Here is a 24811-nt window from a genome sequence, read left to right on the forward strand (position 1 = left end):
TCTGATATATAGAAACTATTTTCTTAAATATCAGAGATTAAATCCAACTCAACATAAGACAACTAGCCTACTTACATCAGTTCTTATCTTATCCTATTCTATTAAAACTTCTTAAAAACCTTAATATTGCTTCATAGAATTAATCATATTTACTCTGACATCATAAACTGCTCTCTCAATTGATGAAGCTGATCGCGTACTGCGGCGGCTTTTTCAAACTCGAGATCTTGAGCAAATTTATACATTTGTTGTTCCAATTTCTTAATTTGTTGTTGGAATTCTTTAGCTGATTTAGGCGCATTATAAAGTGCGGTCGGTTCAGCCGCCGTTTTTCCACGTTGTTTCGATTTGGCTTTTTGATTTGCACCTTGACCAATATCTAATAACTCACCGACTTTCTTATTCAATGCCTGTGGAACAATGCCCTTTTCTTCATTGTATTTCATTTGTTTTTCACGACGGCGATTGGTCTCGGTAATGGCTTTTTCCATAGATTTAGTCATGCTATCAGCATACAAAATCGCTTTACCATTCAAGTTTCGAGCGGCACGACCGATGGTTTGGATTAAGGAACGTTCAGAACGCAAGAAACCTTCTTTATCGGCATCTAAAATCGCCACAAGAGAAACTTCTGGAATATCCAAGCCCTCACGTAATAAGTTGATACCAACCAATACATCAAATTCACCTAAACGTAAATCACGAATAATCTCTACACGCTCAACCGTATCAATATCTGAGTGCAGGTAACGTACACGAATGCCATGTTCATCTAAGTAATCCGTTAAATCTTCCGCCATTTTCTTCGTCAACGTAGTCACTAAAACACGCTCATCTTTGTCCGCTCTTTGACGCGCTTCGGAGAGCAAATCATCCACTTGAATGGACACTGGACGAATTTCAATTTGCGGATCGAGTAAGCCCGTTGGACGCACCACCTGATCGACAATTTCAGTACCCGATTTTTCCAACTCATAAGGACCTGGTGTCGCTGAAACGTAAATCGTCTGCGGCGCTAAACGTTCGAACTCTTCAAAGCGTAATGGACGGTTATCCAATGCTGAAGGCAAACGAAAACCATATTCCACCAAGGTTTCTTTACGTGAACGGTCACCACGATACATCCCACCAATTTGCGGCACAGTCACATGTGATTCATCAATAATCAAAATCGCATCAGACGGCATATAATCAAATAATGTCGGAGGCGGTTCACCTTCATTTCGGCCAGAAAGATAGCGTGAATAGTTTTCGATTCCGGAGCAATAGCCGAGCTCATTCATCATCTCTATGTCAAATTGCGTGCGTTGGGTAATACGCTGCTCTTCCAACAGCTTATGTTCTTTGATGAAATATTCACGGCGTTGCACAAGCTCTGCTTTGATTTTTTCAATAGCATCTAAAATACGCTCTCTTGGCGTCACATAGTGGGTTTTCGGATACACCGTAAAACGAGGAACAGCACCAAAACTAGTGCCAGTTAAAGGATCAAATAAACTTAAACGTTCAATTTCATCATCAAATAATTCAATTCGTACCGCTCGATCGTCAGATTCTGCAGGGAAAATATCAATCACTTCACCGCGCACACGGAATGTACCGCGCTGAAAGGCTTGATCATTTCTTGTATATTGTAACTCCGCTAACTTCGCTAAAATCTGACGTTGATCGATAATGGCCCCTTGCTGTAAATGCAACATCATCTGCAAATAGCTATCTGGATCACCCAAACCATAAATTGCTGATACGGATGCCACTACAATAGTATCTCGACGCTCTAAGAACGACTTCGTAGCCGAAAGACGCATCTGTTCAATCTGATCATTAATAGAAGCATCTTTCTCGATAAAGGTATCACTACTCGGTACATAAGCTTCTGGCTGATAATAATCATAGTATGAAACGAAATATTCCACCGCGTTTTCAGGAAAGAACGCCTTCATTTCAGCATAAAGCTGAGCGGCCAGGGTTTTATTTGGAGCGAGTAACATCGCCGGGCGGTTTAATGTCGCTATGACATTTGCAATGGTAAATGTTTTGCCTGACCCCGTTACCCCTAGAAGTGTTTGATGGGCCAAACCATCCTCTAAATTTTCGACTAATTTTTCGATTGCTTGGGGTTGATCACCAGAAGGCTTAAAATCGGAATGAAGGATAAAAGGCTTAGTATTAATTTTCTCTGCCATAAGTGCGGTCAATTTTTTAGGTATTTTAGAAATGGAGCTATTTTAGCACATTTATTGCTCCAAATTGAGTGATAAAAATCCAAGTTTTACACATACTTAGGCGTGTCAAGTCTTAAACACTTCAAAATTGAAAAATATTTTATTTTTTTTGCTGGACTTTACGTAACATATTGATATTTAAAAGAATATTCACTTGTGGCTAATAGATGAACAATTTAAGGAAAAGCCAGTCTGTACCAGTGGTTGACCATTTTAAACAAAAACAATCCACAAAGTTATCCACAGGCTTTGTGGATAGAAAAAAGTGTAAATTTTTTTGTCATTTTTTTCATTTTGGTCTTGACAAGAAGTGGTCCGATCATTAAAATGCGCGCCTATTCTTTGTGATACCAAATTTATTCCTCCTTAGTTCAGTCGGTAGAACGGTGGACTGTTAATCCATATGTCGCAGGTTCGAGTCCCGCAGGAGGAGCCAAATTTCTCTTTTGGTTTAGCTTTCGTTTGTCTCCTTTTACGAATCCTAAATTAGTAGCCAAAAGAATTTAAGCCCATCGTGTTGATGGGCTTTATTTTTATCTAATCTATACTGATTTAATGAATTATCAGGCTAATTTAATGCTGAACGATCATCGATTAAATTATCGCATTCCCAGCCGATATAATCGCCAGAAAACTCCATGGCTAGCTTTTCAAAGCGCTCTACCCACTCGAAGATCTCATTACTGTCTAATGAAAGCTCTTGCTCCAATTTCACCATAAAATAAGGCTCTTCATCTTCTTCTGTTTGGATGGCTTGGCTAGAATATTTCAACGTATTAAAAGACACTTGTCCGAGCGTTAATTCATCCATAAAGGGAAACATCTTCTCTTCTTCATCAAAATGGAAAGTATGCTCAATTAAATAAGTGTCGCTTAAATTACGCCCTTTGCTATTCAGCATACTCAAAATCTCTTCTGTCGCATTTAATTTCATTTCTAATGGTGAAGCCAACAAGAAATCGAAATAGGTATCCCAATTTGGATCATTCTGTACGTTGATTTCTGAGACAAAATCGAGTTGTTGAAGGGTTTCTTTAAGCAAAGCATCATGTTCACAATAGAAATGCATTTTTGCCTGATGGTTACAAATAAAGTGCCCTGCAAAAAAAACATTTGGAAGTGCGGTCAATTGTGCAAGAATTTTAAAAAGGCGGTTAATCAATTTTTCATATTCGTTTTCATTCGGCAAACCGTCCTCATCTCCCTGATAAGGCACGGTAAATTGCACAACTTTACTAAGATGCTTACCATGATAAACATCTAAATCTTCAATATTTGCGGTAAACACAGCAGGCATGCCATTCACTTGCGAACGATAATTCTGCCAATTTGCCATATCCATGTTGCTTTCCTATTTAAACTCTGCCCAGATTGGTGCGTGATCTGACGGTTTTTCCATTGCACGAATATCTAATGCAATACCAACATCAACGCAACGCTCTGCTAATTGACGATTCACTAAAATATGATCGATACGTAATCCACGGTTATCATCGAAACCTTTCGAGCGATAATCAAACCACGAGAATTTGTCATTGACTGTTGGATTTAATTTACGGAACGTATCTTCCAATCCATAATCGTATAAGCGTTGATACCATTCACGCTCTTCCGGTAAGAATGAGCATTTGCCAGTACGCAACCAACGTTTGCGGTTTTCATCGCCAATGCCAATATCTAAATCGCTTGGACTAATATTCATATCCCCCATAATTAAAACTGGATTGGCTTTATCGTGATCTTGTTCTAAATAGCGTTGAAGATCCGCATAAAATTTTTCTTTTGCTGGAAACTTAGTTTCATGAGCACGGCTTTCGCCTTGTGGAAAATAGCCATTAATTACCGTTAACAAACCAAACGGGGTTTCTAAATCCGCCATAATTATGCGTTTTTGCGCATCTTCATTATCTGTTGGAAAACCACGACGCACCGCTTTTGGTTCTTGTTTGGTTAACAGTGCTACACCGTAATGCCCTTTTTGCCCATGATGGAAAACGTGATAACCCAGATTGTCTGTAATTGCATAAGGAAAATCTTCATCCGCGACTTTAATTTCTTGTAAACCAATCACATCCGGTTGGTATTTTTCAATAATTGCTTCAAGTTGATGAGGACGAGCCCGTAAACCATTAATATTAAAAGAGATAAATTTCATTTTTGTTCCTAATGTGAAAAATTGTGGCTATTATACAAAATAATTGAAATCTTAACCGCACTTTTCCTCTTGTAACGGAAGAAGTTACGCCTATTAATGTAATTACTCTTCAGTTTTAATCAAATGAATTTTGATCCTTCTTTCTCATTAAAATTTTTCCTAAAAACTCACTTTATAAATAAAACTAAGTTGCTTATACTGGCCGCATTTTTATTACCTTACTCGGATCATTTTATGAATATTTATACTTACTTGTGTTTTCTCACCACAATAGCTATTTTAATCAGTTTTATCACTCGTAAACTGAATGATAAGATCCAATATACGATCGCTATCACAGCCACTTCCATGGCGGGCTCACTGTTTCTAGTTTTGCTGGGTTATTTCAACTGGTTTAATTTAGATGATATTGCAACACGTGTTATTGAACGTATCGATTTTAAAGATTTCTTATTAAATGGAATTTTAGGTTTTTTGCTCTTTGCTGGAGCCTTGGGCATTAAACTCCCTGTATTGAACAATCAAAAATGGGAAATTACCACTTTCGCCCTGTTCTCAACGCTCGCTTCAACCTTTTTTATTGGTTTTCTACTTTATGGTATTGCCTTACTTTTTGGCTGGAATATTGATTTAATTTACTGCATCTTATTTGGTGCACTGATATCGCCGGATGACCCTATTGCCGTACTTGCCATTATCAAAAACTTAAAAGCCCCAAAACGCTTATCCATGCAGGTGGAAGGCGAATCACTTTTTAATGATGGGATTGGCTTAGTAATTTTCACCACGGTTTTTGCCGTCGCATTTGGCGGTCATGAACCGACAGCAAGCGGTATTCTCCATTTATTTTTTAAAGAAGCTTTAGGCGGAATTGTATTTGGATTGGTTTTAGGCCTATTCGCCCATTATTTGATTTCAGCTACAGATGATGGTTCGCTAGAAATTCTCTTAACCTTAATTGTACCAACCGCGGGCTTTATGCTTGCTAATCTCTTGCACGTCTCAGGTGCATTAGCTATGGTTGTCGCAGGGATTTTAATCGGGAACTGGACAAGATACACTGGATTTTCTCGACAAAGCCAACGCTATTTAGATCACTTTTGGGAAATGATTGATCACTTCCTCAACTCCTTACTTTTCATATTGATAGGCTTAGCAATTTTATTGATTCATGTGTCTTGGCAAGGTTTAATCTTAATTTTCCTCGCTATTCCGGTTTGCTTAATCTGTCGCTATGCAAGTGTTTGGTTACCATTCCAAGTCATGAAACGCTACCGTAAATACAACCCTTACACCATGAAAGTACTCACTTGGGGCGCATTACGAGGTGGATTAGCGCTCGCTATGGCGCTTTCTATTCCAAGTGGCCAATTTTATATTGAAGGATTAGAAATGGATGTTCGTGATCTTATCTTAGGTATGACATATGCGGTAGTGGCATTCTCAATTCTCGTACAAGGCATGACAATTGAGACCTTAATTCGTAAATCAAAAGAAGCTACTATGCGTGAACGTGGCTATACGGGTATCGGATTAGCGAAATAATCAATCACGTTTATTTCTTTGGCTCAGCATTTGCTGAGCCAAATTTTTGAATCTGAGATTGAACAGCATCACGATGCCACCACTCTCCTTCTTTCGGAGGGATGAACACATCAAATGCCTGACCTTTAAATTCAAATTGCAATCTTGCGGCGTGTAAATAAGTGCGGTCAATTTTTTCCATCTTTTTGCCATAAAGCGCATCGCCTAAAATCGGGCTACCTAAGCTTTTCATCGCCACACGCAATTGATGGGTTTTACCTGTTTGTGGCTTTAAGATAAATAATCGTAAATTAGGCTCACAACTTACACTTTCAAAACGCGTAATTGCGGGATTTTCTTTTGATTGGCAAAGTTTCCAAGCCCCATTACGAGCCTTTTGCATATCGCCGACAATCAATCCTTGCTTCTTTTTTGGCTTTTGATTGCTGAGTGCAAGATAAGTCTTTTGGATATGATGTTCAGAAAAAAGTCGGAAAAATTCAGCCGCACTTTCAGCATTCAATGCTAAAATGAGCAAACCAGATGTCACTTTATCTAACCGATGTACAAGCCAGACTTGTGGCACGCCAAACTGCTCAGCAAGCAAAGTGGTTAAACCAATTTCACTCTGATCTTTATGCACACTTATCCCACAAGGCTTATAAATAATGATAAAATCATCGGTCTGATAAATAATGTCTAATTTCATAAGTGCGGTCAAAAATTAATGAGTTTTGAACATATTATACTGGTTTATATTATTCCCGTGTTAATTTGGGTAGCAGTTATTTCTGTCACCTTGCGTTTACTCGTCAAAAAACAAGCGGTTTCTGCTACGTTGTCATGGCTGATGATTATCTACCTTGTGCCACTGATTGGCGTCATTGCTTATTTAATTTTTGGTGAGATTAAACTAGGTACGCGCCGAGCCAAAGCCTTTCAATTGTTAAAACCTAAATATACCCAATGGCTTCAGCAACTGTCAGAACAAAAAGATCTGGTTACACATTCCCAGGATCCTCGTTATCGTGCTTTATTTAAACTAGTCCACCACCGCTTAGGTATTCCGAACATTCGAGGTAATGAATTACATATTCTCGACACGCCAGAAAGCATCATTCGAAGTATCATTCGTGATATTCAACAAGCACATCATTCCATTAATATGGTGTTCTATATTTGGAGCAATGATGGCATGATTAATGAAGTGAAACAAGCCTTAGAAGAAGCCGTGCAACGTGGAGTTAAAGTTTGTCTTTTACTCGATTCCGTTGGCAGTAATGCTTTTTTGAAAAGCCTTGTTTGTAAAGAAATGCGAGAAAAAGGCATTGAAATTACCGAAGCGCTACATGTAAATTTATTCCGGATGTTCTTCAGCCGAATTGATTTACGTCAACATCGTAAAATCATCATCATTGATAATCAAATTGCCTATACAGGCAGTATGAATATGGTGGACCCAAATTTCTTCAAACAAGACAGCAACGTAGGCAATTGGATAGACGTGATGGTGCGAATCAACGGTCCTGTTTCACCGATTTTAAACAGCTTACATGCTTGGGATTGGGAAATTGAAACCATGGAAGAATTACCTCTTTTATTGCCAAATTGTCCACTTGTGGAAATTGACGATAACGACACCCATTCTGTGCAAGTTATTGCGAGTGGTCCGGCGTTCCCGGATGATTTAATTGCACAATCCCTTGCCACCGCGATTTATGCTGCGAGAGAAAGCATTGTGATTACCTCACCTTATTTTGTGCCAAGTCACAGTATTGCTGAAGCATTACGTATTGCTGCATTCCGTGGTGTTGATATCACGCTTATTTTACCTAAAAACAATGATTCCTTGATGGTTCGTTGGGCGAGTCGAACGTTCTTTGATGATTTACTCGAAGCAGGTGTCAAAATTTATCATTTTGAAGCAGGACTTCTCCATACAAAAAGTGTGTTAATCGATAACAAGCTTGCACTCGTTGGTACGGTAAATATGGATTTACGCAGTTTCCTGCTTAACTTTGAAATCACTGTTGCCGTAGAAGATCGTAATTTTGCCAATGAAGTGGCCACACTCCATGAAAATTATTTAGCGAACTCTTCTGCACTCAATATGCAAGAATGGATCAATCGACCTTTCTATCATCGAATTATCGAACGGTTATTTTTCTTGTTTAGTCCATTACTCTAATTTTTATAACCGATACAAAAAGGGCGTATCATATGATACGCCCTCTTTTATTTCACTTATCGATTAACGTTTTTTCACGATAAACACTAAAGCAACTAATACTGCTGCAGTTGTAACAAATCCCGCTAAACCTGATTCTGTAAAACCAACCACAATGTAGCCCACTGCACTTGCCGTAGCAACTGTTGCTGCATAAGGTAATTGTGTGGTGACGTGATCCATATGGTTACATTTTGCCCCAGTTGATGACAAAATAGTCGTATCAGAAACTGGCGAACAATGATCTCCACATACTGCACCAGCCATTACGGCTGAAAGACAAGGGAGTAATAACTCTGGTGCTGAATTGGTTGCCATTGCTGCTGCGATTGGTAACATAATCCCGAATGTTCCCCAACTTGTCCCTGTTGAGAACGCCATTGCCGCACCAAGTACAAATAAAAGAACAGGTAAAAATTGAACAGGAATGCTACCACTCACTAAAGAAGATAAGTATTTACCTGTTTGAGCATCACCTACTACTTTATTAATTGTCCAAGCAAAGAATAAAATGGCAATTGCACCTAACATGGACTTAATACCAGCAATCCATGCTTTTCCATATTCTTGTAAAGAAACTTGACGCTCAAGGATAATCAATAATGTTGACATTGCAACCGCACTTGAACCACCAATCACAAGCGAAATACCAACGGTTGTATTTTCAAATGCACCTAAGATGCTAAATGGTTTTCCATCTGCCGCTAAGGCTTCACTCCCCGTGTGGATCATCATAAATACAGTCACAACAATTAAAACCACAATCGGTAAAATTAAATTACGAACTTTGCCTTTTACACCTTCAATGACTTCTTCTTTATAATCACGTTCCATGGCTAATTTTTCATGACGAGCCATTGATGCAATATCAAATGAAAAATAAGCAACAAAGAACACCATTAATAATGAGAAGATCGCATAGTAGTTCATTGAGCTCATGGCAACGAATGCGCCCATAGGGGTATAAGAGGTAATAGAGTAAGTCGCCAATAAACCTGCTACGAGAGTAATAATATATGCTCCCCAGCTTGATACTGGCATCATGACACACATTGGTGCAGCAGTAGAATCAAGAATGTACGCTAATTTTGCACGAGAAACTTTAAAACGATCAGTGACTGGACGAGCAATAGCACCGACAGCAAGACTGTGGAAGTAATCATCGATAAATGTCACAAACACTAAAGATGCCGCTAATAATTTCGCACCACGACGACCTTTAATTTTATTTTGTGCCCATTCAGCAAACGCACGGTTGCTGCCTGACACGGTTAAAAGTGCGGTCAATACGCCAAGTAAAACGAGGAAAAACACGATATTCATATTTGAATTCATGCCTTCTTCGCTACTATAAACTAATGCAACAACATTATCTTTTAAATAAATGAATGCATTCAATGGGTTGAAATTAACCAACATTAATGCACCGACAACAATCCCTGCACTCAGAGACACCAAAACCCGACGTGTTGCAATCGCTAAAATAATCGCAAGTAATGCGGGGATAATTGAATAAATAGATGAAGAATAATCGACTAGTTCCATTAAGTTATACCTAATAATTTAATGGAGACAACGGCAAGAAAAGACACAAGCATGACCAGACCGAACCGTAGCGCTCCATAGTTAATACACAAAAACTATGACAGTCACGTTCCTTTCGAAGACGTAACCAACCGAATAAGATGACGCCTATTCGATTTCGGCAATCATTCCTTTCCTTTCCCTTCAACGCTATCCACTCCAGGAAAATACTCATAATGATCGCACCTCTACTGTTGTATAGGATGGTGAGAGATTACATTAAAATGAATGAAATTACCAATAAAATCTTATACTTTCCCCTAAATCTATTTTTTAATTTAAAGTTTCTAATGAGGTTGTTAAGACTTTGTTAAGTTGTTTTATAAGCAAACGTTTGCAATACATGGAAAAACAATCAACTTTATACAGTGAAATATGAGGACATCCGACCAATTAGTTCCCGTATTTAGGCTAATTCATATTTACCAAATATATTATTTTCGCTATTATATATATCTAGAAAATAATTAAGCATTCACACATATAAAGGGGTAATAATGAACGAATTAACAAAAGGTTTAACGAACCTTCGTAGTTTACGTGCTGCTGTACGCGATTTAACATTAGAGCAAGCCGAAAGCTCACTTTTAAAATTACAAGCTGCCGTTGAAGAAAAACGTGCTCAAGCGGCTGAAATTGAACAAGCTGAACAAGAACGTCGTGCTCGTATTGCCAAATATAAAGAATTAATTAAACAAGAAGGTATCACTGCGGAAGAATTAACTGCAATTATCGGTATTGCCCCTTCTTCAATTCGTAAAAAACGTGAACCTCGTCCAGCAAAATACAAATATACTGATGAAACTGGTCAAGAAAGAACATGGACTGGCCAAGGCCGTACACCTCGTGTGATTCAAAAGGCCTTAGATAAAGGTGCCTCTTTAGCTTCTTTCGAAATCTAATTTCATTATCAACGATGCAGAACCCATTTTTATGGGTTCTCTTTTTTTATTTACCTTGCAAAATATTCATTATGTTAGAAAAGAAAATATTACTGACCGACTGTCCAGACGATAAAGGCTTAATCGCTAAAATCACCAATATTTGTTACAAACATCAATTAAATATCCTTCACAATAATGAGTTTGTTGATTTTGAAACAAAGCATTTCTTTATGCGTACAGAATTAGAAGGGATTTTTAATGAAGAAACCCTGCTGGCTGATTTAGATTATAGTTTGCCGAAAGGGACAAACTGTCGCCTAATCAGTGCAAAACGTAAACGTATCGTAATTTTAGTCACCAAAGAAGCACACTGCATAGGTGATATTTTAATGAAAAATTACTACGGTGCGTTAGACGTAGAAATTGCGGCAGTAATTGGCAATCACGATAATTTACGCGAATTAGTTGAACGCTTTGATATTCCATTCCATTGTGTCAGCCATGAAGGTCTCACTCGTGTAGAACACGATAAATTGCTCGCTGAAAAAATTGATGAATATGCGCCTGATTACATTGTATTAGCAAAATATATGCGTGTACTAAATCCGGAATTCGTGGCGCGTTATCCAAATCGTGTGATTAATATTCACCATTCATTCTTACCGGCATTTATTGGTGCAAAACCTTATCAACAAGCCTATGAGCGCGGCGTAAAAATCATCGGTGCAACGGCTCACTTTATTAATAATGAATTGGATCAAGGTCCGATCATTATGCAAAATGTGATTAATGTGGATCACACCTACTCTGCCGATGCCATGATGCGTGCAGGCCGTGATGTGGAAAAAACAGTATTAAGCCGTGCGCTTGATCTTGCCTTACATGATCGTATTTTTGTGTATAAAAATAAAACGGTGGTCTTGTAATGAAAGCAATCACTTTAGAGCCAATTTCTCGCATTGAAGGTGAGATCAACTTACCTGGCTCGAAAAGTTTATCAAACCGTGCATTATTATTAGCAGCATTAGCTAAAGGCACCACAACGGTCACTAACTTGTTAGACAGTGATGACATTCGTCATATGCTAAACGCCCTTAAAGCTTTAGGTGTAAATTACCAGCTTTCTGAAGACAAAACTTGCTGTGAAGTTGAAGGTTTAGGTGGCGCATTTCAGGTTGAAAATGGCTTATCACTGTTTCTCGGTAATGCCGGCACCGCCATGCGACCTTTAACAGCTGCGCTTTGTTTAAAAGGCAACGCTGAAGGAGAAGTCATTTTGACCGGTGAGCCTCGAATGAAAGAACGCCCAATCAAACATTTGGTTGATGCACTTCTTCAAGCGGGGGCCAATGTTCGTTATTTAGAAAATGACGGTTACCCACCGCTTGCGATTCGTAATCAAGGGATTAACGGTGGCGTGGTTAAAATTGATGGCTCAATTTCTTCTCAATTTTTGACCGCACTTTTAATGGCTGCACCTCTTGCTGAAGGCGATTTAGATATCCATATTGTGGGTGATTTAGTTTCAAAACCTTATATTGATATTACCCTCGCCATGATGAAAGATTTTGGTGTTTCGGTTGAAAATCAACATTATCAAGTGTTTAAGGTGAAAGGTAACCAATCCTATGTCTCACCTGGCAAATATATGGTGGAAGGTGATGCTTCATCTGCCTCTTATTTCCTTGCCGCCGCCGCGATTAAAGGCAATGTAAAAGTGACAGGAATTGGTAAGCATTCAATTCAAGGCGACCGCCTATTTGCCGATGTACTAGAAAAAATGGGAGCCAAAATCACTTGGGGTGAAGATTTTATTCAAGCAGAACAAGCTGAACTCCATGGCATTGATATGGATATGAACCAAATTCCTGATGCAGCCATGACGATTGCCACAACCGCCTTATTTGCTAAGGGTGAAACCGTTATTCGCAATATTTATAACTGGCGAGTGAAAGAAACTGATCGCCTTTCAGCTATGGCTGCTGAGTTACGAAAAGTCGGTGCGGAAGTTGAAGAAGGTGAAGATTTTATTCGCATTCAACCGCTTGCCCTTTCTCAATTTAAACATGCCGAAATTGATACCTATAATGATCACCGTATGGCAATGTGCTTTGCATTGATTGCATTATCGGATACACCCGTCACGATTTTAGATCCGAAATGTACGGCTAAAACGTTCCCAACATTCTTCGATGAATTTGAGAAGTTAAGTATTCGAAACTAATTGCTAAAATAACAAAAGGCGAACCTATTGAAGTTTGCCTTTTTCTTTCTCAAAAACGCCGTCAAAAATGACCGCACTTTTCACTACTCTGCTGAATTTGGAATTTTATGACGAACCATCCAATAAATAACTAAAGCTAATACACTACAAGCCAAAATGACCAATGCCGTTGAATAGAAAATATTGCCTATCCCGACTAATGGTGAAACCACTCCACCTAAAAAGAATGGAGTAAAGCCTAATAAAGCTGATGCACTGCCTGCATATTGACGTTCACTTTCCATCGCTAAAGAAGAAATAGCCGGGAAAGTAATGCCCATTAATAACAACATCGCAAAGAAACCAATTTCAACAAACAACCAGTATGGCTGAATAATTAATACGGCAATGGTATAAAGTGCAGCCATCACAAAAGTAAATACGCCAATAGCTAAAGCCTTACGATTTGGCAATTTACCGCCAATATTTGCTCCGATGACTAACGCTGCGCCATTTGCACCAAAACATAAACTAAAGACAAATGCACTCAATCCATAAAAACTTTGAAAAATAAATGGCGAAGCCGCAATATAGGCGAACATGGAACCAAGTAAGAAACTTTGAATTCCTACGTAACTCATAAATAAGCGATTTTTGATAATCACACCAAACGTCAAAAAGGTAGAAAATATTGAACCTTGTAAGCGATTTTCAACACTTAAGCTTTCTTTTAAACGGAAGCAGAAAAGCAAAACAATCACACCAATCAATGCAAGGAAAATAAATATGCCTTTCCAACTGATGTATTCCAACAATAAACTACCAAGGATTGGTGAAATAATTGGGGCGAGTCCGTTAATTGTCATTAATAAACCAAAGAAACGAGTCATTTCACGGCCTCGATACAGATCCGTTGCGACTGCACGAGAAATAACCACACTTCCTGCTGAAGAAAGCCCTTGAATCACACGCAAGACAATCATCGCTTCAATATTTGGTGCATAAACGATTAAGATCGTGCTGATAATATAAATTACCAATGAAATAATAAGCGGAATTTTTCGCCCAAATTTGTCACTGAGAGGACCAAGAAGTAACTGCCCCACCGCTAGACCAATCATGGCAGTGGTGAGCGTAAGTTGTGTCATTGAAGCACTTGTTTCAAAAAAGGTAGCAAGTTGTGGCAAAGAAGGTAAATAAAGATCCACCACAAACGGACCAAAGGCTGAAAGGACACCGAGTAATAACACAAGAAAAAGTTTTGAATTTGCTTTCATCATGAGAATCCTCAAGAAAAATAAAAATCGAAATAAAAATGAAAAGGCTGATTTTAAATTATATTCGTACAATTAATAAACAAAAAAGCACCGAGTATTCGGTGCTTCTGCTCATTACTTCTGAATGGAAGATAAAAATTCTTTGCGAGTTTCGCGATCTTCTAAAAAGACCCCTCCATAGGCTGATGTCACGGTATAACTATGGGTATCTTTTACTCCGCGAGCTTTCACACAGAAATGTGTCGCTTTCACATAAACTGCCACATCATCAGTTTCTAAAATGGTTTGAAATGCCGTTAAAAGCTGTTCAGTTAAACGCTCTTGTACTTGTGGGCGTTGCGCAAAAAACGCCACAATGCGATTGATTTTAGACAAGCCAATCACCCAATCTTTCGGGTAATATGCGACGGCGACATTACCATCAATCGTCACAAAATGATGTTCGCAAGTACTGGTCAACGTGATGTCATTCACTTGCACCATTTCGCTCACTTTCATTTGGTTTTTGATTTTCGTCATTTTCGGGAAATTGGCGTAGTCCATTCCACTGAAAATTTCATCAATAAACATTTTAGCTAAACGATTTGGCGTTTCTTCTAAGCTATCATCACGTAGATCTAATCCAATCAATTTCATCACTTCACGCATATGCGAAGCAATCGCCACACGGCGCTCATCTTTACATTGAGTCGAATCAATCATTGGTGTTTCGATGCCTTTGGCTACCAAGGCGCGGCGGACACTTTCCGCATCAGGTGAAATAGCGTTCATTCACTTTCCATTTATAAAAAAATAATGCGTCATTTTAGCAAAAGATGAATTATTCGTAAAATGCGAAAAATCACCCTAATTTATTAATTTCCTTCATATTGTATTTCGGGCTACAATATATCCACTTTTATTTCGCTCAACCCAAAGGATTGATTATGTTGCCACTTGAAGATGCCTTGGCGCAAATGCTCAACCAACTTCCCTTCCCAACAAAAACTGAAACACTGGCTTTAACTGAAGCTGCTGATCGTATCTGTGCGGAAGATGTGATTTCTCCGATTAACGTGCCTTCTTTTGATAACTCCGCGATGGATGGCTATGCAGTTCGTTTAGCCGATTTACAGCAATCCATGACGCTTTCTGTCGCAGGAAAATCCTTTGCAGGTAATCCGTTTCAAGGGGAATGGGTAGCACAAAGTGCGGTCAGAATTATGACGGGTGCGATGATTCCAGAAGGTGCTGATGCAGTAGTTATGCAAGAAGATGTCACCGTTAATGAAGATGGTTCTGTGACTTTTTCCGCATTACCAAAAGCCAATCAAAATATCCGTCGTATTGGTGAGGATGTGAAAAAAGGTGATGTGGTATTACATCAAGGGGATGAATTAAATGCCGTTTCTTTACCTTTACTTGCATCATTAGGCATCGCTGAAGTGGAAGCTTTCCCACGCTTAAAAGTAGCCGTGCTTTCAACGGGTGATGAATTAGTGCCTGTTGGCAAACCATTAGAAGCGGGACAAATCTACGATACCAACCGTTTCACCGTCAAATTAATGCTTGAAAAGTTAAATTGTGACGTGCTTGATTTCGGTATTCTGCCGGATAACCAAGCAGAATTTGAAGCGGCTTTTGTGAAAGCACAAGCCCAGGCCGATCTTGTTATCACGAGCGGTGGTGTTTCGGTGGGTGAAGCAGACTTCACGAAAACCGTATTAGAAAAAGTGGGCCAAGTGAATTTCTGGAAAATTGCGATGAAACCTGGCAAGCCATTTGCTTTCGGTAAGTTAGAAAATGCTTGGTTCTGCGGTTTACCCGGCAATCCCGTTTCTGCATTAGTGACATTCTATCAATTAGTGCAACCGGCTATTGCCAAATTAAGCGGTAAAAAACACCCGAAAAAACAACCGCACTTTCAAGCAATTGCCCAAACCAATTTAAAGAAATCACCAGGACGTTTAGATTTCCAACGTGGTTTCTATCAAATTAATGAAAATGGTCAACTTGAAGTACACCCAGTGGGTTTCCAAGGCTCGCATTTATTCAGTTCTTTTGTGAAAAGTAACTGTTTTATTCGCCTCGAAAAAGATCGCGGCAATGTGGCTGCAGGCGAAATCGTTACCATTGAACCGTTTAATCACCTATTGGGGCAATAATGGCTGAATTAAGCTACGAAGAAGAACTACGCTATAACCGCCAAATCATCTTAAAAGCAGTCGATTTTGACGGACAAGAAAAGCTGAAAGACAGCCGAATGTTAATTGTCGGTCTGGGCGGTTTAGGCTGTGCGGCAAGTCAATATCTTGCCGCCGCTGGTGTGGGTCATTTAACTTTGTTGGATTTTGACACTGTATCGCTTTCTAATTTGCAACGTCAGGTGTTACATACTGATAGCCGATTAAATATGCCTAAAGTGGAATCGGCTAAAATCGCGTTACAACAGATTAATCCTTATGTCGAAATTGAAACCATCTATGCGCAACTTTCCGAAGAAAAACTCGCGGAAATCATACCGCACTTTGATGTGATATTAGATTGTACCGATAACGTGGATATTCGTAATGCGCTCGATAGTGGTTGTGAGAAAGCGAAGATCCCGCTAATTTCAGGTGCGGCGATTCGTTTAGAAGGACAAGTATCCGTCTTTACTTACGAACCCAATACTCCAACCTATCGCCAACTTAGCCAACTCTTTGGACAAAACGTTTTAAGCTGCGTAGAAGCTGGCGTACTGGCGCCAATTGTAGGTATTGTTGGCTCTATTCAAGCCTTAGAAGCCATCAAAGTGCGGTTAAAAATCGGTTCAAATTTATGTGGACGTTTATTGTTAATCGATGGATTAACCATGCGTATCCGAGAAATGAAATTGCCTGTTTAAGTTTTCTCTTAACATTTAGGCTAGCAGAAACTTTGTCTAAGCGAATCATTATTATGACTTATCATTGAAACAACGTATGGGCCATATTCTCTTTGAATGTATTTTCCGTTTATTTTTTGAAGGATTATTTGAATTCCTATTCAATAAATATTCCAAATTAAGTTGGGGATTATGGTGTGTATTTTCCCTACTATTTGGTTTCTATTTCTTTGCTTTCCTTAATATGGACAAATCTGCTTGGGTAATTTGTTTATTCGCTATTCTAACTGGTGGACTTACGATGCTTATTACCCTAGTCTTCGTTTTTTTAATTGAAAAATTGATATTGAGGAAAAAATAAGGGCTATAGATTGACTTTATTCTATCATCTTAAAATTCAAAATTACCCACAAATAATTATCCCTCCCCTCGTGCATTAACAAAAAACAAATGCTATTATCTTGCTCGACAATTCATTTGTCTTATATCGCAAGTTTTGTGTATAGGAAAATGGCAGACACTTCAAAAATCTCTTCATTTTATACCGCACTTGCAAATCATCATTTCATTTTAAGGATTTACTCACTCATGAAAGAGATTTTGCAGCAATTTAAACAAAATTATCTGATCAAATACTGGAATCCTGTCGCGGCAGTTATTGCTGCAGGGCTCATTTCAGCTTATTACTTTGGGGTAACTGGCACTTATTGGGCAGTTACCGGGGAATTTACCCGTTGGGGCGGTCATGCTTTGCAAGCACTTGGCGTCGATGTGTCCGACTGGAGCTATTATAAAATTATCGGCATGCAAGGCACGATCTTCACCCGTATTGATGGCGTGATGATCTTAGGTATGTTCGCGGGATGTATTTCTGCCGCACTTTGGGCAAACAACGTAAAATGGCGTAATCAACCACACAAACGTCGCATTGTTCAAGCCCTCATTGGTGGTGCATTAGCCGGTTTTGGTGCACGTTTAGCAATGGGCTGTAACCTTGCCTCTCTCTTCACGGGTATTCCACAATTTTCGGTTCACGCCTGGTTCTTTACTATTGCCACAGCCGTAGGTACTTATGCTGGGGTAAAAGTCACCTTACTTCCGATGTTCCGCGTGAAATTAGAATTGAAAAAAGGCGCAGCAAAATTACAAGAAACTGATCCGAAACAAGCAAATCGTCGTTTTTGGATTGGCATGGTGGTCTTTTTTGCCTATCTTATCGCTTCCCTTTATGTGATGACAAACTCCGTCAAACTGGGTTTTGCAATGCTTTGTGGTTTAGCATTTGGCTTATTAATTGAACGTGCTCAAATCTGCTTTACATCGGCTTTTCGTGATTTATGGGTAACGGGCCGTGCTTATATGGCAAAAGCCATCATCTTCGGTATTATCGTGGGTACGCTTGGCGTATTCAGCTACATTCAATTAGGCGTACCAGCCAAAATCATGTGGGCGGGTCCAAATGCCATTATCGGTGGTTTATTATTTGGCTTCGGTATTGTGTTAGCGGGCGGATGTGAAACCGGTTGGATGTATCGCTCAATGGAAGGTCAAGTTCACTTTATGTGGGTGGGTGTGGGTAATGTTGTTGGTTCAACCTATTTAGCCTACGCCTGGGACGATCTTGCCCCTGTCCTTGCGTTAGATTACGAAAAACTTAACTTATTGAAATCCTTTGGCCCAGTTGGCGGTTTATTAGTAAATTACGGCTTGCTTATTCTCTGCTTAATCGCTGTTGTTTGGTGGGAACACCACTTCTTGAAAAAAGCCAAAGCAAAAATCGCTGCAGCAAATCCACAAGCTTGTGGTTGCTAATTAAATATTAACGAATTCATTCAAAAAAAGAGGACATTATTATGGCATTTACCGTTGTTCAAAAATTAGATAAAGATCCAAAAGACATCACCCCAGATTACACGTTAGATACGCTAGGTGAACCTTGCCCGTATCCAGCGATCGTGATGCTCGAAACTATGCCACAATTACAAAAAGGCGAAATTTTAGAGCTATTAAGTGACTGTGCCCAATCCATCAACAACATTCCTGTTGATACTAAAAACCACGGTTACACACTATTAAGCGTGGAACAAGATGGCACTAAATTACGCTATTTGATTCAACGTTAATGTAAAAAGTGCGGTCAATTTTGACCGCACTTTTATATTTTTTAGCAAGACACATCTGATAAAAAACAACTCCATTTTACTATCAGTGCTTACATTGAATCCTATTCATAATACTCATATTGATAAGTTTTTTTGGTTTTCCATACACCATCTTTGTTATAGATTATCTCTTCAATAACATTGCCATGTTTATCAAATTGGTATGATACGGTTATCCAGTTGATGCGTATTCCAACGCTAAACATTTCACTTTTTAATAAGCGATGATTTTTATCAAAAGAATTTTTCACACTATTGATAAAAACGTTTAAAGATTCGGTAAATGAACCATCATTTTCGTAATGATAAATATCGCAATCTTTTTCTACATTATCTTCAATACGACATATTTTGCTCAGTTTACCATTCTCATAGTCGTATTTTTTTATATCTGATGTTGTTTTATTCTCTACATCATACTCTTGAGTTTTGAGCAAAGTACCCGCTTTATCATAAAAATGTTCTTTATATGAGGATGAAAAATCTGGTGTGTCCTTATATTCCACAAACTGCACCACACCACTACCATCCTGATTTTCTAAATAACGATAAAATTTGCTAAAGGTTTTGAGCTCTGGATTAGTTTCAGTTACATTGTCATCTTGAATTTCTAATAATCGATTCTGATCATCATACTTATAGTAACGAATTGTGATCTTTTCTTTATCAAAAAGAACGCCCTGTTCCTTTTCTTTTATCAAAAAGCCTTGTTCGTTATAAAAGCTATCTAGATAACTTACTGTCCCATTATCGGGCAAGGCTGAATTACCTTCATCCTTGGATTTAATTGATTTCACTTTTCCTTGCAAGTGATGCTTTGTCCAATCATTCTCAATTGGAAATAATGCGAAAGCAGAAGTTGAAAAAGAAAAAAACAAAAAGAAAAATAAGGATTTATTCATAAAATTCTCTTTAAAAATTAAATACTGAATGATTCTAAATAATTACAAGAAAAATTCAATCGATAAAAAACCGCACTTTAATCTCTCAAAGTGCGGTCAGTTTTATTTCAGTTTTTTGCTTATTTGTTTAATGCAGTAAGAATGTCATCAACACGTTCTTTTGCATCACCAAAGAGCATTTGAGTGTTTTCTTTGAAGAATAATGGGTTTTGAACGCCCGCGTAACCTACCGCCATAGAGCGTTTAAATACGATAACGTTTTGTGCTTTCCATACTTCTAACACCGGCATACCTGCGATTGGGCTGTTTGGATCTTCCATCGCTGCTGGGTTTACGGTGTCGTTTGCACCGATAACTAATACCACATCGGTATCCGCGAAATCATCATTGATTTCATCCATTTCAAGCACGATGTCATAAGGCACTTTCGCTTCCGCTAAAAGTACGTTCATATGACCCGGTAAACGACCTGCAACAGGGTGAATACCAAAACGAACGTTAATACCACGCTCACGCAATTTCGCCGTAATTTCTGCGACTGGATATTGCGCTTGTGCTACCGCCATACCATATCCTGGCGTGATGATCACAGAGCTTGCATTTTTAAGTAATTCAGCCACTTCTTCTGCGGTTGTTTCACGGTGTTCACCTTGTTCTTCATCAGAAGACACTTGAACATCATTACCAAAACCACCCGCAATAACGCTGATAAATGAGCGGTTCATCGCTTTACACATAATGTAAGAAAGAATCGCACCAGAAGAACCCACTAATGCACCAGTGACGATAAGCAAGTCATTGCTTAGCATGAAACCTGCTGCAGCCGCTGCCCAACCAGAATAAGAGTTAAGCATTGAAACCACAACCGGCATATCCGCACCACCGATAGATGCCACTAAGTGCCAGCCGAATGCAAGTGCAATCGCGGTCATGAGTAACACTGGGAAGATATTATCTGGGTTGTTTAAGAAAGCGACCATCAATAAAGCAGAAACTACTAACGCCGCTAAATTTAATTTATGGCGATGTGGCAACATTAACGCTTTTGAATTGATTTTGCCGCTTAATTTGCCAAATGCCACGATAGAACCCGTGAATGTTACCGCACCGATGAAGATCCCTAAGAATACTTCAACGTTATGGATATTCATTAACACAGGATCAGTTTCGTTTGTTAAACCGTAACTGTTAAAGCCTACGAGCACTGCTGCTAAACCTACAAAGCTGTGAAGGATCGCAACAAGTTCAGGCATTTCAGTCATTTCAACTTTTAATGCACGTTGAACACCAATCACGCCACCGACGATCATCGCAATAATGATCCATAATGTACCTTCAGATTGCGGGCCGAAAATGGTTGCAATAAGGGCAATTGTCATACCGACAATACCATACCAACAACCAGCTTTTGCCGTTTCATGTTTAGAAAGACCGGCTAAGCTCATAATGAAAAGTAATGCAGCGATAATATAGGCTGCTTGTACTAAACCTTCAGACATCGTCTTCTCCTTAACCTTTTCTAAACATCGCCAACATACGTTGGGTTACACGGAAACCACCAAAGATGTTGATGCTTGCCACTAAAATTGCCACAAAGGCTAATGCATCAATAAAGAAGTTGCCTGTTGGCTGTCTAATTTGCAGTAATGCACCCACAATGATGATACCTGAAATTGCATTGGTTACCGCCATAAGTGGAGTGTGTAACGCGTGGCTGACGTTCCAAACCACGTAGTAACCGACTACACAAGCCAATACGAATACGGTGAAGTGAGAAAGGAATGCCGCAGGCGCCACAGATGCAAGCCAGAGGAATAACACCCCTACCCCCGCCATCACACCGTATTTGATGCGAGGATCAGCTGGTTTTTCTTCCTCTTTTTTAACCGCACTTTGTGCCGCTTTCGCTTCTTGTTTTGGTTGTGCTGACACTTGGATTTGTGCTGGTGGAATTTCTTCTCCATCACGTACCACAGTCACACCGCGTAATACCACATCTTCAAAATCGATATTGATCTTGCCGTCTTTTTCTTTACAAAGTAGTTTTAATAAATTAACTAAGTTTGTACCGTAAAGTTGGGAAGATTGTGTTGGTAAACGACTTGGGAAATCGGTGTAACCAATGATTTTTACTTGGTTTTCAGTGGTGACGACTTTTCCTGCTTCAGTGTAAGCACAGTTACCGCCTGTTGCAGCCGCTAAGTCCACCACCACAGAACCTGGTTTCATGGAATCAACCATTTCTTTTGTGATTAAGCGAGGTGCAGGTTTACCCGGAATCGCTGCAGTGGTAATAATGATATCCACTTCTTTAGCTTGTTCCGCATAAAGCTCCATCGCACGACGGTTAAATTCTTCTGACATTACTTTCGCGTAACCATCGCCACTACCGCCTTCTTCTTTGAAATCAATTTCTAAGAAAGACGCGCCCATACTTTGTACTTGTTCTTTTACTTCAGGACGAGAGTCAAAAGCACGTACAATCGCACCAAGGCTATTCGCTGCACCAATCGCCGCTAGACCTGCAACACCCGCACCAATGACTAACACTTTTGCCGGTGGTACTTTACCTGCTGCAGTAATTTGTCCGGTGAAGAAACTACCAAATTCATGAGCCGCTTCAATCACCGCACGATAACCAGAAATATTCGCCATAGAGCTTAATGCATCAAGCGCTTGCGCACGGGAAATACGTGGCACAGAATCCATTGCTAATACATTAATTTTTTTCGACGTGAGTTTTTTCATTAAATCCGGATTTTGTGCCCGCCAAATGAAGCTCACAAGTGTTGCACCTTCCTTCATTTGATCAATTTCTGCATCCGTTGGTGGATTCACTTTAAAAATCACATCCGAATGCCACACTTCTGAACTTGAGCCAATTTTTGCGCCGGCGTCGATAAATGCTTGGTCTTCAAAACTTGCTTTGAATCCTGCATCGTGTTCTACGATGACGTCAAAGCCCAGTTTTAAGATCTGCTGAACCGTTTTTGGCGTCGCCGCCACACGATTTTCGCTATCAAGCAGTTCTCTAGGTACACCAATTAACATAAATGTTTCCCTCTGGTTGATGAAATTTCAGACAAACTCACGCCTGTCCCTGTCTCTTAAATGACAAAAAGTCATGCGACGATAAATGTATCACTTATTACGGTTATTTGGGGAATTTTTTTAACTGGTTTTACAAGATATTGTGATAGGGATCATAAAAGAATCGAGATAAACGCGTGGTGTGTTTAACTTTTAGCCTAACGCAATGATTATTCATCAGAAACTGACTAATCAAAAATAGATGAAAAACGGACCGCACTTATATACGAAGGAAATAAAAAGCCCGATATGATTATCGGGCTTATGTTTAATTGGTTCCACCAACGGTGATTTCATCTATTTTCAAGGCTGGCTGACCAACACCGACTGGCACACTTTGGCCATCTTTGCCGCATACACCGATACCAAGATCCAAATCAGTTTCATCTGCAACCATCGAAACTTTTTGCATCACATCAATACCGCTGCCAATTAATGTCGCGCCTTTAACGGGTTTAGTGATTTTACCTTTTTCAATGAGATAAGCTTCAGAAGTCGAGAACACAAATTTACCTGAGGTGATATCCACTTGCCCACCACCGAAGTGCGGTGCATAAATACCGCGATCCACAGAGGCTACTAAATCTTCAAATTTGCTTTGACCTGCCAACATATAGGTATTCGTCATTCGTGGCATTGGCAAATGCGCATAAGACTCACGGCGACCATTACCTGTTGGTTTCACACCCATTAATCGAGCGTTGAGTTTATCTTGCATATAGCCTTGCAAAATCCCGTCTTTGATTAAAACGTTACATTGACTAGGCACACCTTCATCATCAATGGTTAAAGAACCTCGGCGATTTTGTAATGTACCGTCATCCACAATTGTACATAATGGCGACGTCACTAACTCACCAATTTTACCCGTAAATAAGGAACTTTCTTTGCGATTGAAATCCCCTTCCAAACCATGCCCCACTGCTTCATGAAGCAATACGCCAGGCCAACCTGCCCCTAATACCACAGGCATTAATCCTGCTGGCGCAGCAACCGCACTTAAATTCACAAGGGCTTGGCGAACCGCTTCTTTGGCAAAATTAACGGCACGAATGTCCCTATTTACCACTTCAAAGAACCAATCTAAGCCAAAGCGTCCACCTGAACCGCAACTACCGCGCTCACGTTTGCCACCCTCTTCAACAAGAACAGAAATGGATAAACGCACAAGTGGACGAATATCTGCGGCAAGTGTGCCATCTGTTGCGACTACTAGCACTTCTTCATAAATCGAACTTAATGCTGCAGAAACATGTGTAACACGAGGATCTTCAGATCGCGCTGTACGATCCACTAAGTGTAATAACTCGATCTTTTTCTCTTTACTTAAACTTTCTAACGGGTTAATCGCCGCATAACGCTGAACTGCATTCACCGCATTAAATGCTTGAGGCGAAATTAAATTGCCTTCTTTAATTTGTGCAATACCTTTTACAGCCTCTGCACATTGTTGTAATGACGCTAAGTTAATTTGATCGGAATACGCAAAGCCTGTTTTATCTCCAGAAACTGCGCGTACACCAACGCCACGATCAATATGAAAGCCACCTTCTTTAATAATACTGTCTTCTAATACCCAGCTTTCATCTTGGCTTAATTGAAAATAAAGATCCGCATAATCAATATGACGATGCGACATCACATCAAAAATATTAAGCAATGATTGATGAGATAAATTGCTTGGTGCAAGTAAGGTATCTGAAACCTGTTTTAACATTTGTTCTCCGAAATTT

Annotated in this window: 20 protein-coding genes, 1 tRNA gene and 1 riboswitch; of the genes, 10 read left to right on the top strand and 11 right to left on the bottom strand. The window is 39.4% G+C overall.

Annotated elements, in window-relative coordinates; all coding sequences use genetic code 11:
* Positions 1–149 precede the first annotated feature (149 nt).
* Positions 150–2186: an excinuclease ABC subunit UvrB gene (gene uvrB, locus INQ00_RS08415; RefSeq protein WP_197546783.1), complete on the bottom strand. Its 2037-nt coding sequence runs from the start codon at positions 2184–2186 to the stop codon at positions 150–152.
* A gap of 399 nt (positions 2187–2585) precedes the next feature.
* Between uvrB and INQ00_RS08420 the strand changes: the two genes are divergently transcribed.
* Positions 2586–2661: transfer RNA gene (locus INQ00_RS08420), tRNA-Asn, on the top strand.
* A 132-nt stretch (positions 2662–2793) separates the two neighbouring features.
* On the opposite strand, the gene INQ00_RS08425 is transcribed toward INQ00_RS08420, so the two are convergent.
* Positions 2794–3567, bottom strand: a complete 774-nt coding sequence (locus tag INQ00_RS08425; protein WP_197546784.1) for a TIGR01619 family protein — start codon at positions 3565–3567, stop codon at positions 2794–2796.
* A gap of 9 nt (positions 3568–3576) precedes the next feature.
* Entirely contained in the window at positions 3577–4380 is an 804-nt protein-coding gene (gene xthA, locus INQ00_RS08430; RefSeq protein WP_054418848.1) for an exodeoxyribonuclease III, read from the bottom strand.
* A 234-nt stretch (positions 4381–4614) separates the two neighbouring features.
* On the opposite strand from xthA, the gene INQ00_RS08435 reads away from it, so the two are divergent.
* Positions 4615–5925, top strand: a complete 1311-nt coding sequence (locus tag INQ00_RS08435) for a cation:proton antiporter (protein ID WP_197542129.1) — start codon at positions 4615–4617, stop codon at positions 5923–5925.
* 10 nt (positions 5926–5935) lie between these two features.
* Here the strand turns inward: INQ00_RS08435 and INQ00_RS08440 are convergent, their stop codons facing one another.
* On the bottom strand, positions 5936–6613 hold the full coding sequence (locus INQ00_RS08440) for a TIGR01621 family pseudouridine synthase (protein ID WP_054418843.1): 678 nt from the start codon (positions 6611–6613) through the stop codon (positions 5936–5938).
* An 18-nt stretch (positions 6614–6631) separates the two neighbouring features.
* Here INQ00_RS08440 and cls point away from each other — a divergent pair, with 18 nt between their 5' ends.
* The gene (gene cls, locus INQ00_RS08445; RefSeq protein WP_054418840.1) at positions 6632–8092 is read left to right on the top strand and encodes a cardiolipin synthase; all 1461 of its coding nucleotides are present in this window, start codon (positions 6632–6634) and stop codon (positions 8090–8092) included.
* 63 nt (positions 8093–8155) lie between these two features.
* Here the strand turns inward: cls and INQ00_RS08450 are convergent, their stop codons facing one another.
* On the bottom strand, positions 8156–9676 hold the full coding sequence (locus tag INQ00_RS08450) for a Na+/H+ antiporter NhaC family protein (RefSeq protein WP_054418838.1): 1521 nt from the start codon (positions 9674–9676) through the stop codon (positions 8156–8158).
* Between the two features lie 60 nt (positions 9677–9736).
* Positions 9737–9914, bottom strand: a riboswitch (Lysine riboswitch).
* A gap of 298 nt (positions 9915–10212) precedes the next feature.
* On the opposite strand from INQ00_RS08450, the gene INQ00_RS08455 reads away from it, so the two are divergent.
* From INQ00_RS08455 to aroA, 3 genes are all read left to right on the top strand, one after another.
* Entirely contained in the window at positions 10213–10617 is a 405-nt protein-coding gene (locus tag INQ00_RS08455) for an H-NS family histone-like protein (protein ID WP_049365820.1), read from the top strand.
* A 71-nt stretch (positions 10618–10688) separates the two neighbouring features.
* The gene (gene purU, locus INQ00_RS08460) at positions 10689–11525 is read left to right on the top strand and encodes a formyltetrahydrofolate deformylase (protein ID WP_014065519.1); all 837 of its coding nucleotides are present in this window, start codon (positions 10689–10691) and stop codon (positions 11523–11525) included.
* On the top strand, positions 11525–12823 hold the full coding sequence (gene aroA / locus INQ00_RS08465; RefSeq protein ID WP_054418836.1) for a 3-phosphoshikimate 1-carboxyvinyltransferase: 1299 nt from the start codon (positions 11525–11527) through the stop codon (positions 12821–12823). Before purU ends, aroA begins: the two co-directional genes overlap by 1 nt.
* 83 nt (positions 12824–12906) lie before the next feature.
* On the opposite strand, the gene INQ00_RS08470 is transcribed toward aroA, so the two are convergent.
* Together INQ00_RS08470 and folE are read right to left on the bottom strand one after the other, a co-directional pair.
* Positions 12907–14082 carry a multidrug effflux MFS transporter gene (locus tag INQ00_RS08470; protein WP_197546785.1) on the bottom strand — a complete coding sequence of 392 codons (1176 nt, stop codon included), beginning with the start codon at positions 14080–14082 and terminating at the stop codon, positions 12907–12909.
* Positions 14083–14193: 111 nt separating this feature from the next.
* Positions 14194–14850 (bottom strand): GTP cyclohydrolase I FolE, encoded by a 657-nt coding sequence (folE, locus tag INQ00_RS08475; RefSeq protein ID WP_054418832.1) that lies wholly within the window; start codon positions 14848–14850, stop codon positions 14194–14196.
* A 155-nt stretch (positions 14851–15005) separates the two neighbouring features.
* Between folE and moeA the strand changes: the two genes are divergently transcribed.
* From moeA to yedF, 4 genes are all read left to right on the top strand, one after another.
* A complete protein-coding gene (gene moeA, locus INQ00_RS08480) occupies positions 15006–16223 on the top strand; it encodes a molybdopterin molybdotransferase MoeA (RefSeq protein WP_054418829.1) in 1218 nt (405 codons plus the stop codon).
* Entirely contained in the window at positions 16223–16945 is a 723-nt protein-coding gene (gene moeB / locus INQ00_RS08485) for a molybdopterin-synthase adenylyltransferase MoeB (protein WP_054418827.1), read from the top strand. Before moeA ends, moeB begins: the two co-directional genes overlap by 1 nt.
* Before the next feature lie 567 nt (positions 16946–17512).
* Entirely contained in the window at positions 17513–18736 is a 1224-nt protein-coding gene (yedE, locus tag INQ00_RS08490; RefSeq protein ID WP_054418961.1) for a selenium metabolism membrane protein YedE/FdhT, read from the top strand.
* A gap of 41 nt (positions 18737–18777) precedes the next feature.
* A complete protein-coding gene (yedF, locus tag INQ00_RS08495; protein WP_005696304.1) occupies positions 18778–19047 on the top strand; it encodes a sulfurtransferase-like selenium metabolism protein YedF in 270 nt (89 codons plus the stop codon).
* Between the two features lie 101 nt (positions 19048–19148).
* On the opposite strand, the gene INQ00_RS08500 is transcribed toward yedF, so the two are convergent.
* The 4 genes from INQ00_RS08500 to tldD all read right to left on the bottom strand — a co-directional run bounded on the left by INQ00_RS08500 (position 19149) and on the right by tldD (position 24795).
* Positions 19149–19988, bottom strand: a complete 840-nt coding sequence (locus INQ00_RS08500) for a hypothetical protein (RefSeq protein ID WP_054418823.1) — start codon at positions 19986–19988, stop codon at positions 19149–19151.
* A gap of 119 nt (positions 19989–20107) precedes the next feature.
* Positions 20108–21487 carry a Re/Si-specific NAD(P)(+) transhydrogenase subunit beta gene (gene pntB, locus INQ00_RS08505; protein WP_054418821.1) on the bottom strand — a complete coding sequence of 460 codons (1380 nt, stop codon included), beginning with the start codon at positions 21485–21487 and terminating at the stop codon, positions 20108–20110.
* 10 nt (positions 21488–21497) lie between these two features.
* Entirely contained in the window at positions 21498–23039 is a 1542-nt protein-coding gene (gene pntA, locus INQ00_RS08510) for a Re/Si-specific NAD(P)(+) transhydrogenase subunit alpha (RefSeq protein ID WP_054418819.1), read from the bottom strand.
* A gap of 307 nt (positions 23040–23346) precedes the next feature.
* Positions 23347–24795 (bottom strand): metalloprotease TldD, encoded by a 1449-nt coding sequence (gene tldD, locus INQ00_RS08515; protein WP_054418817.1) that lies wholly within the window; start codon positions 24793–24795, stop codon positions 23347–23349.
* Positions 24796–24811 lie beyond the last annotated feature (16 nt).

Origin of the sequence: Haemophilus parainfluenzae (assembly GCF_014931275.1) — a bacterium.
Taxonomy (GTDB): domain Bacteria; phylum Pseudomonadota; class Gammaproteobacteria; order Enterobacterales; family Pasteurellaceae; genus Haemophilus_D.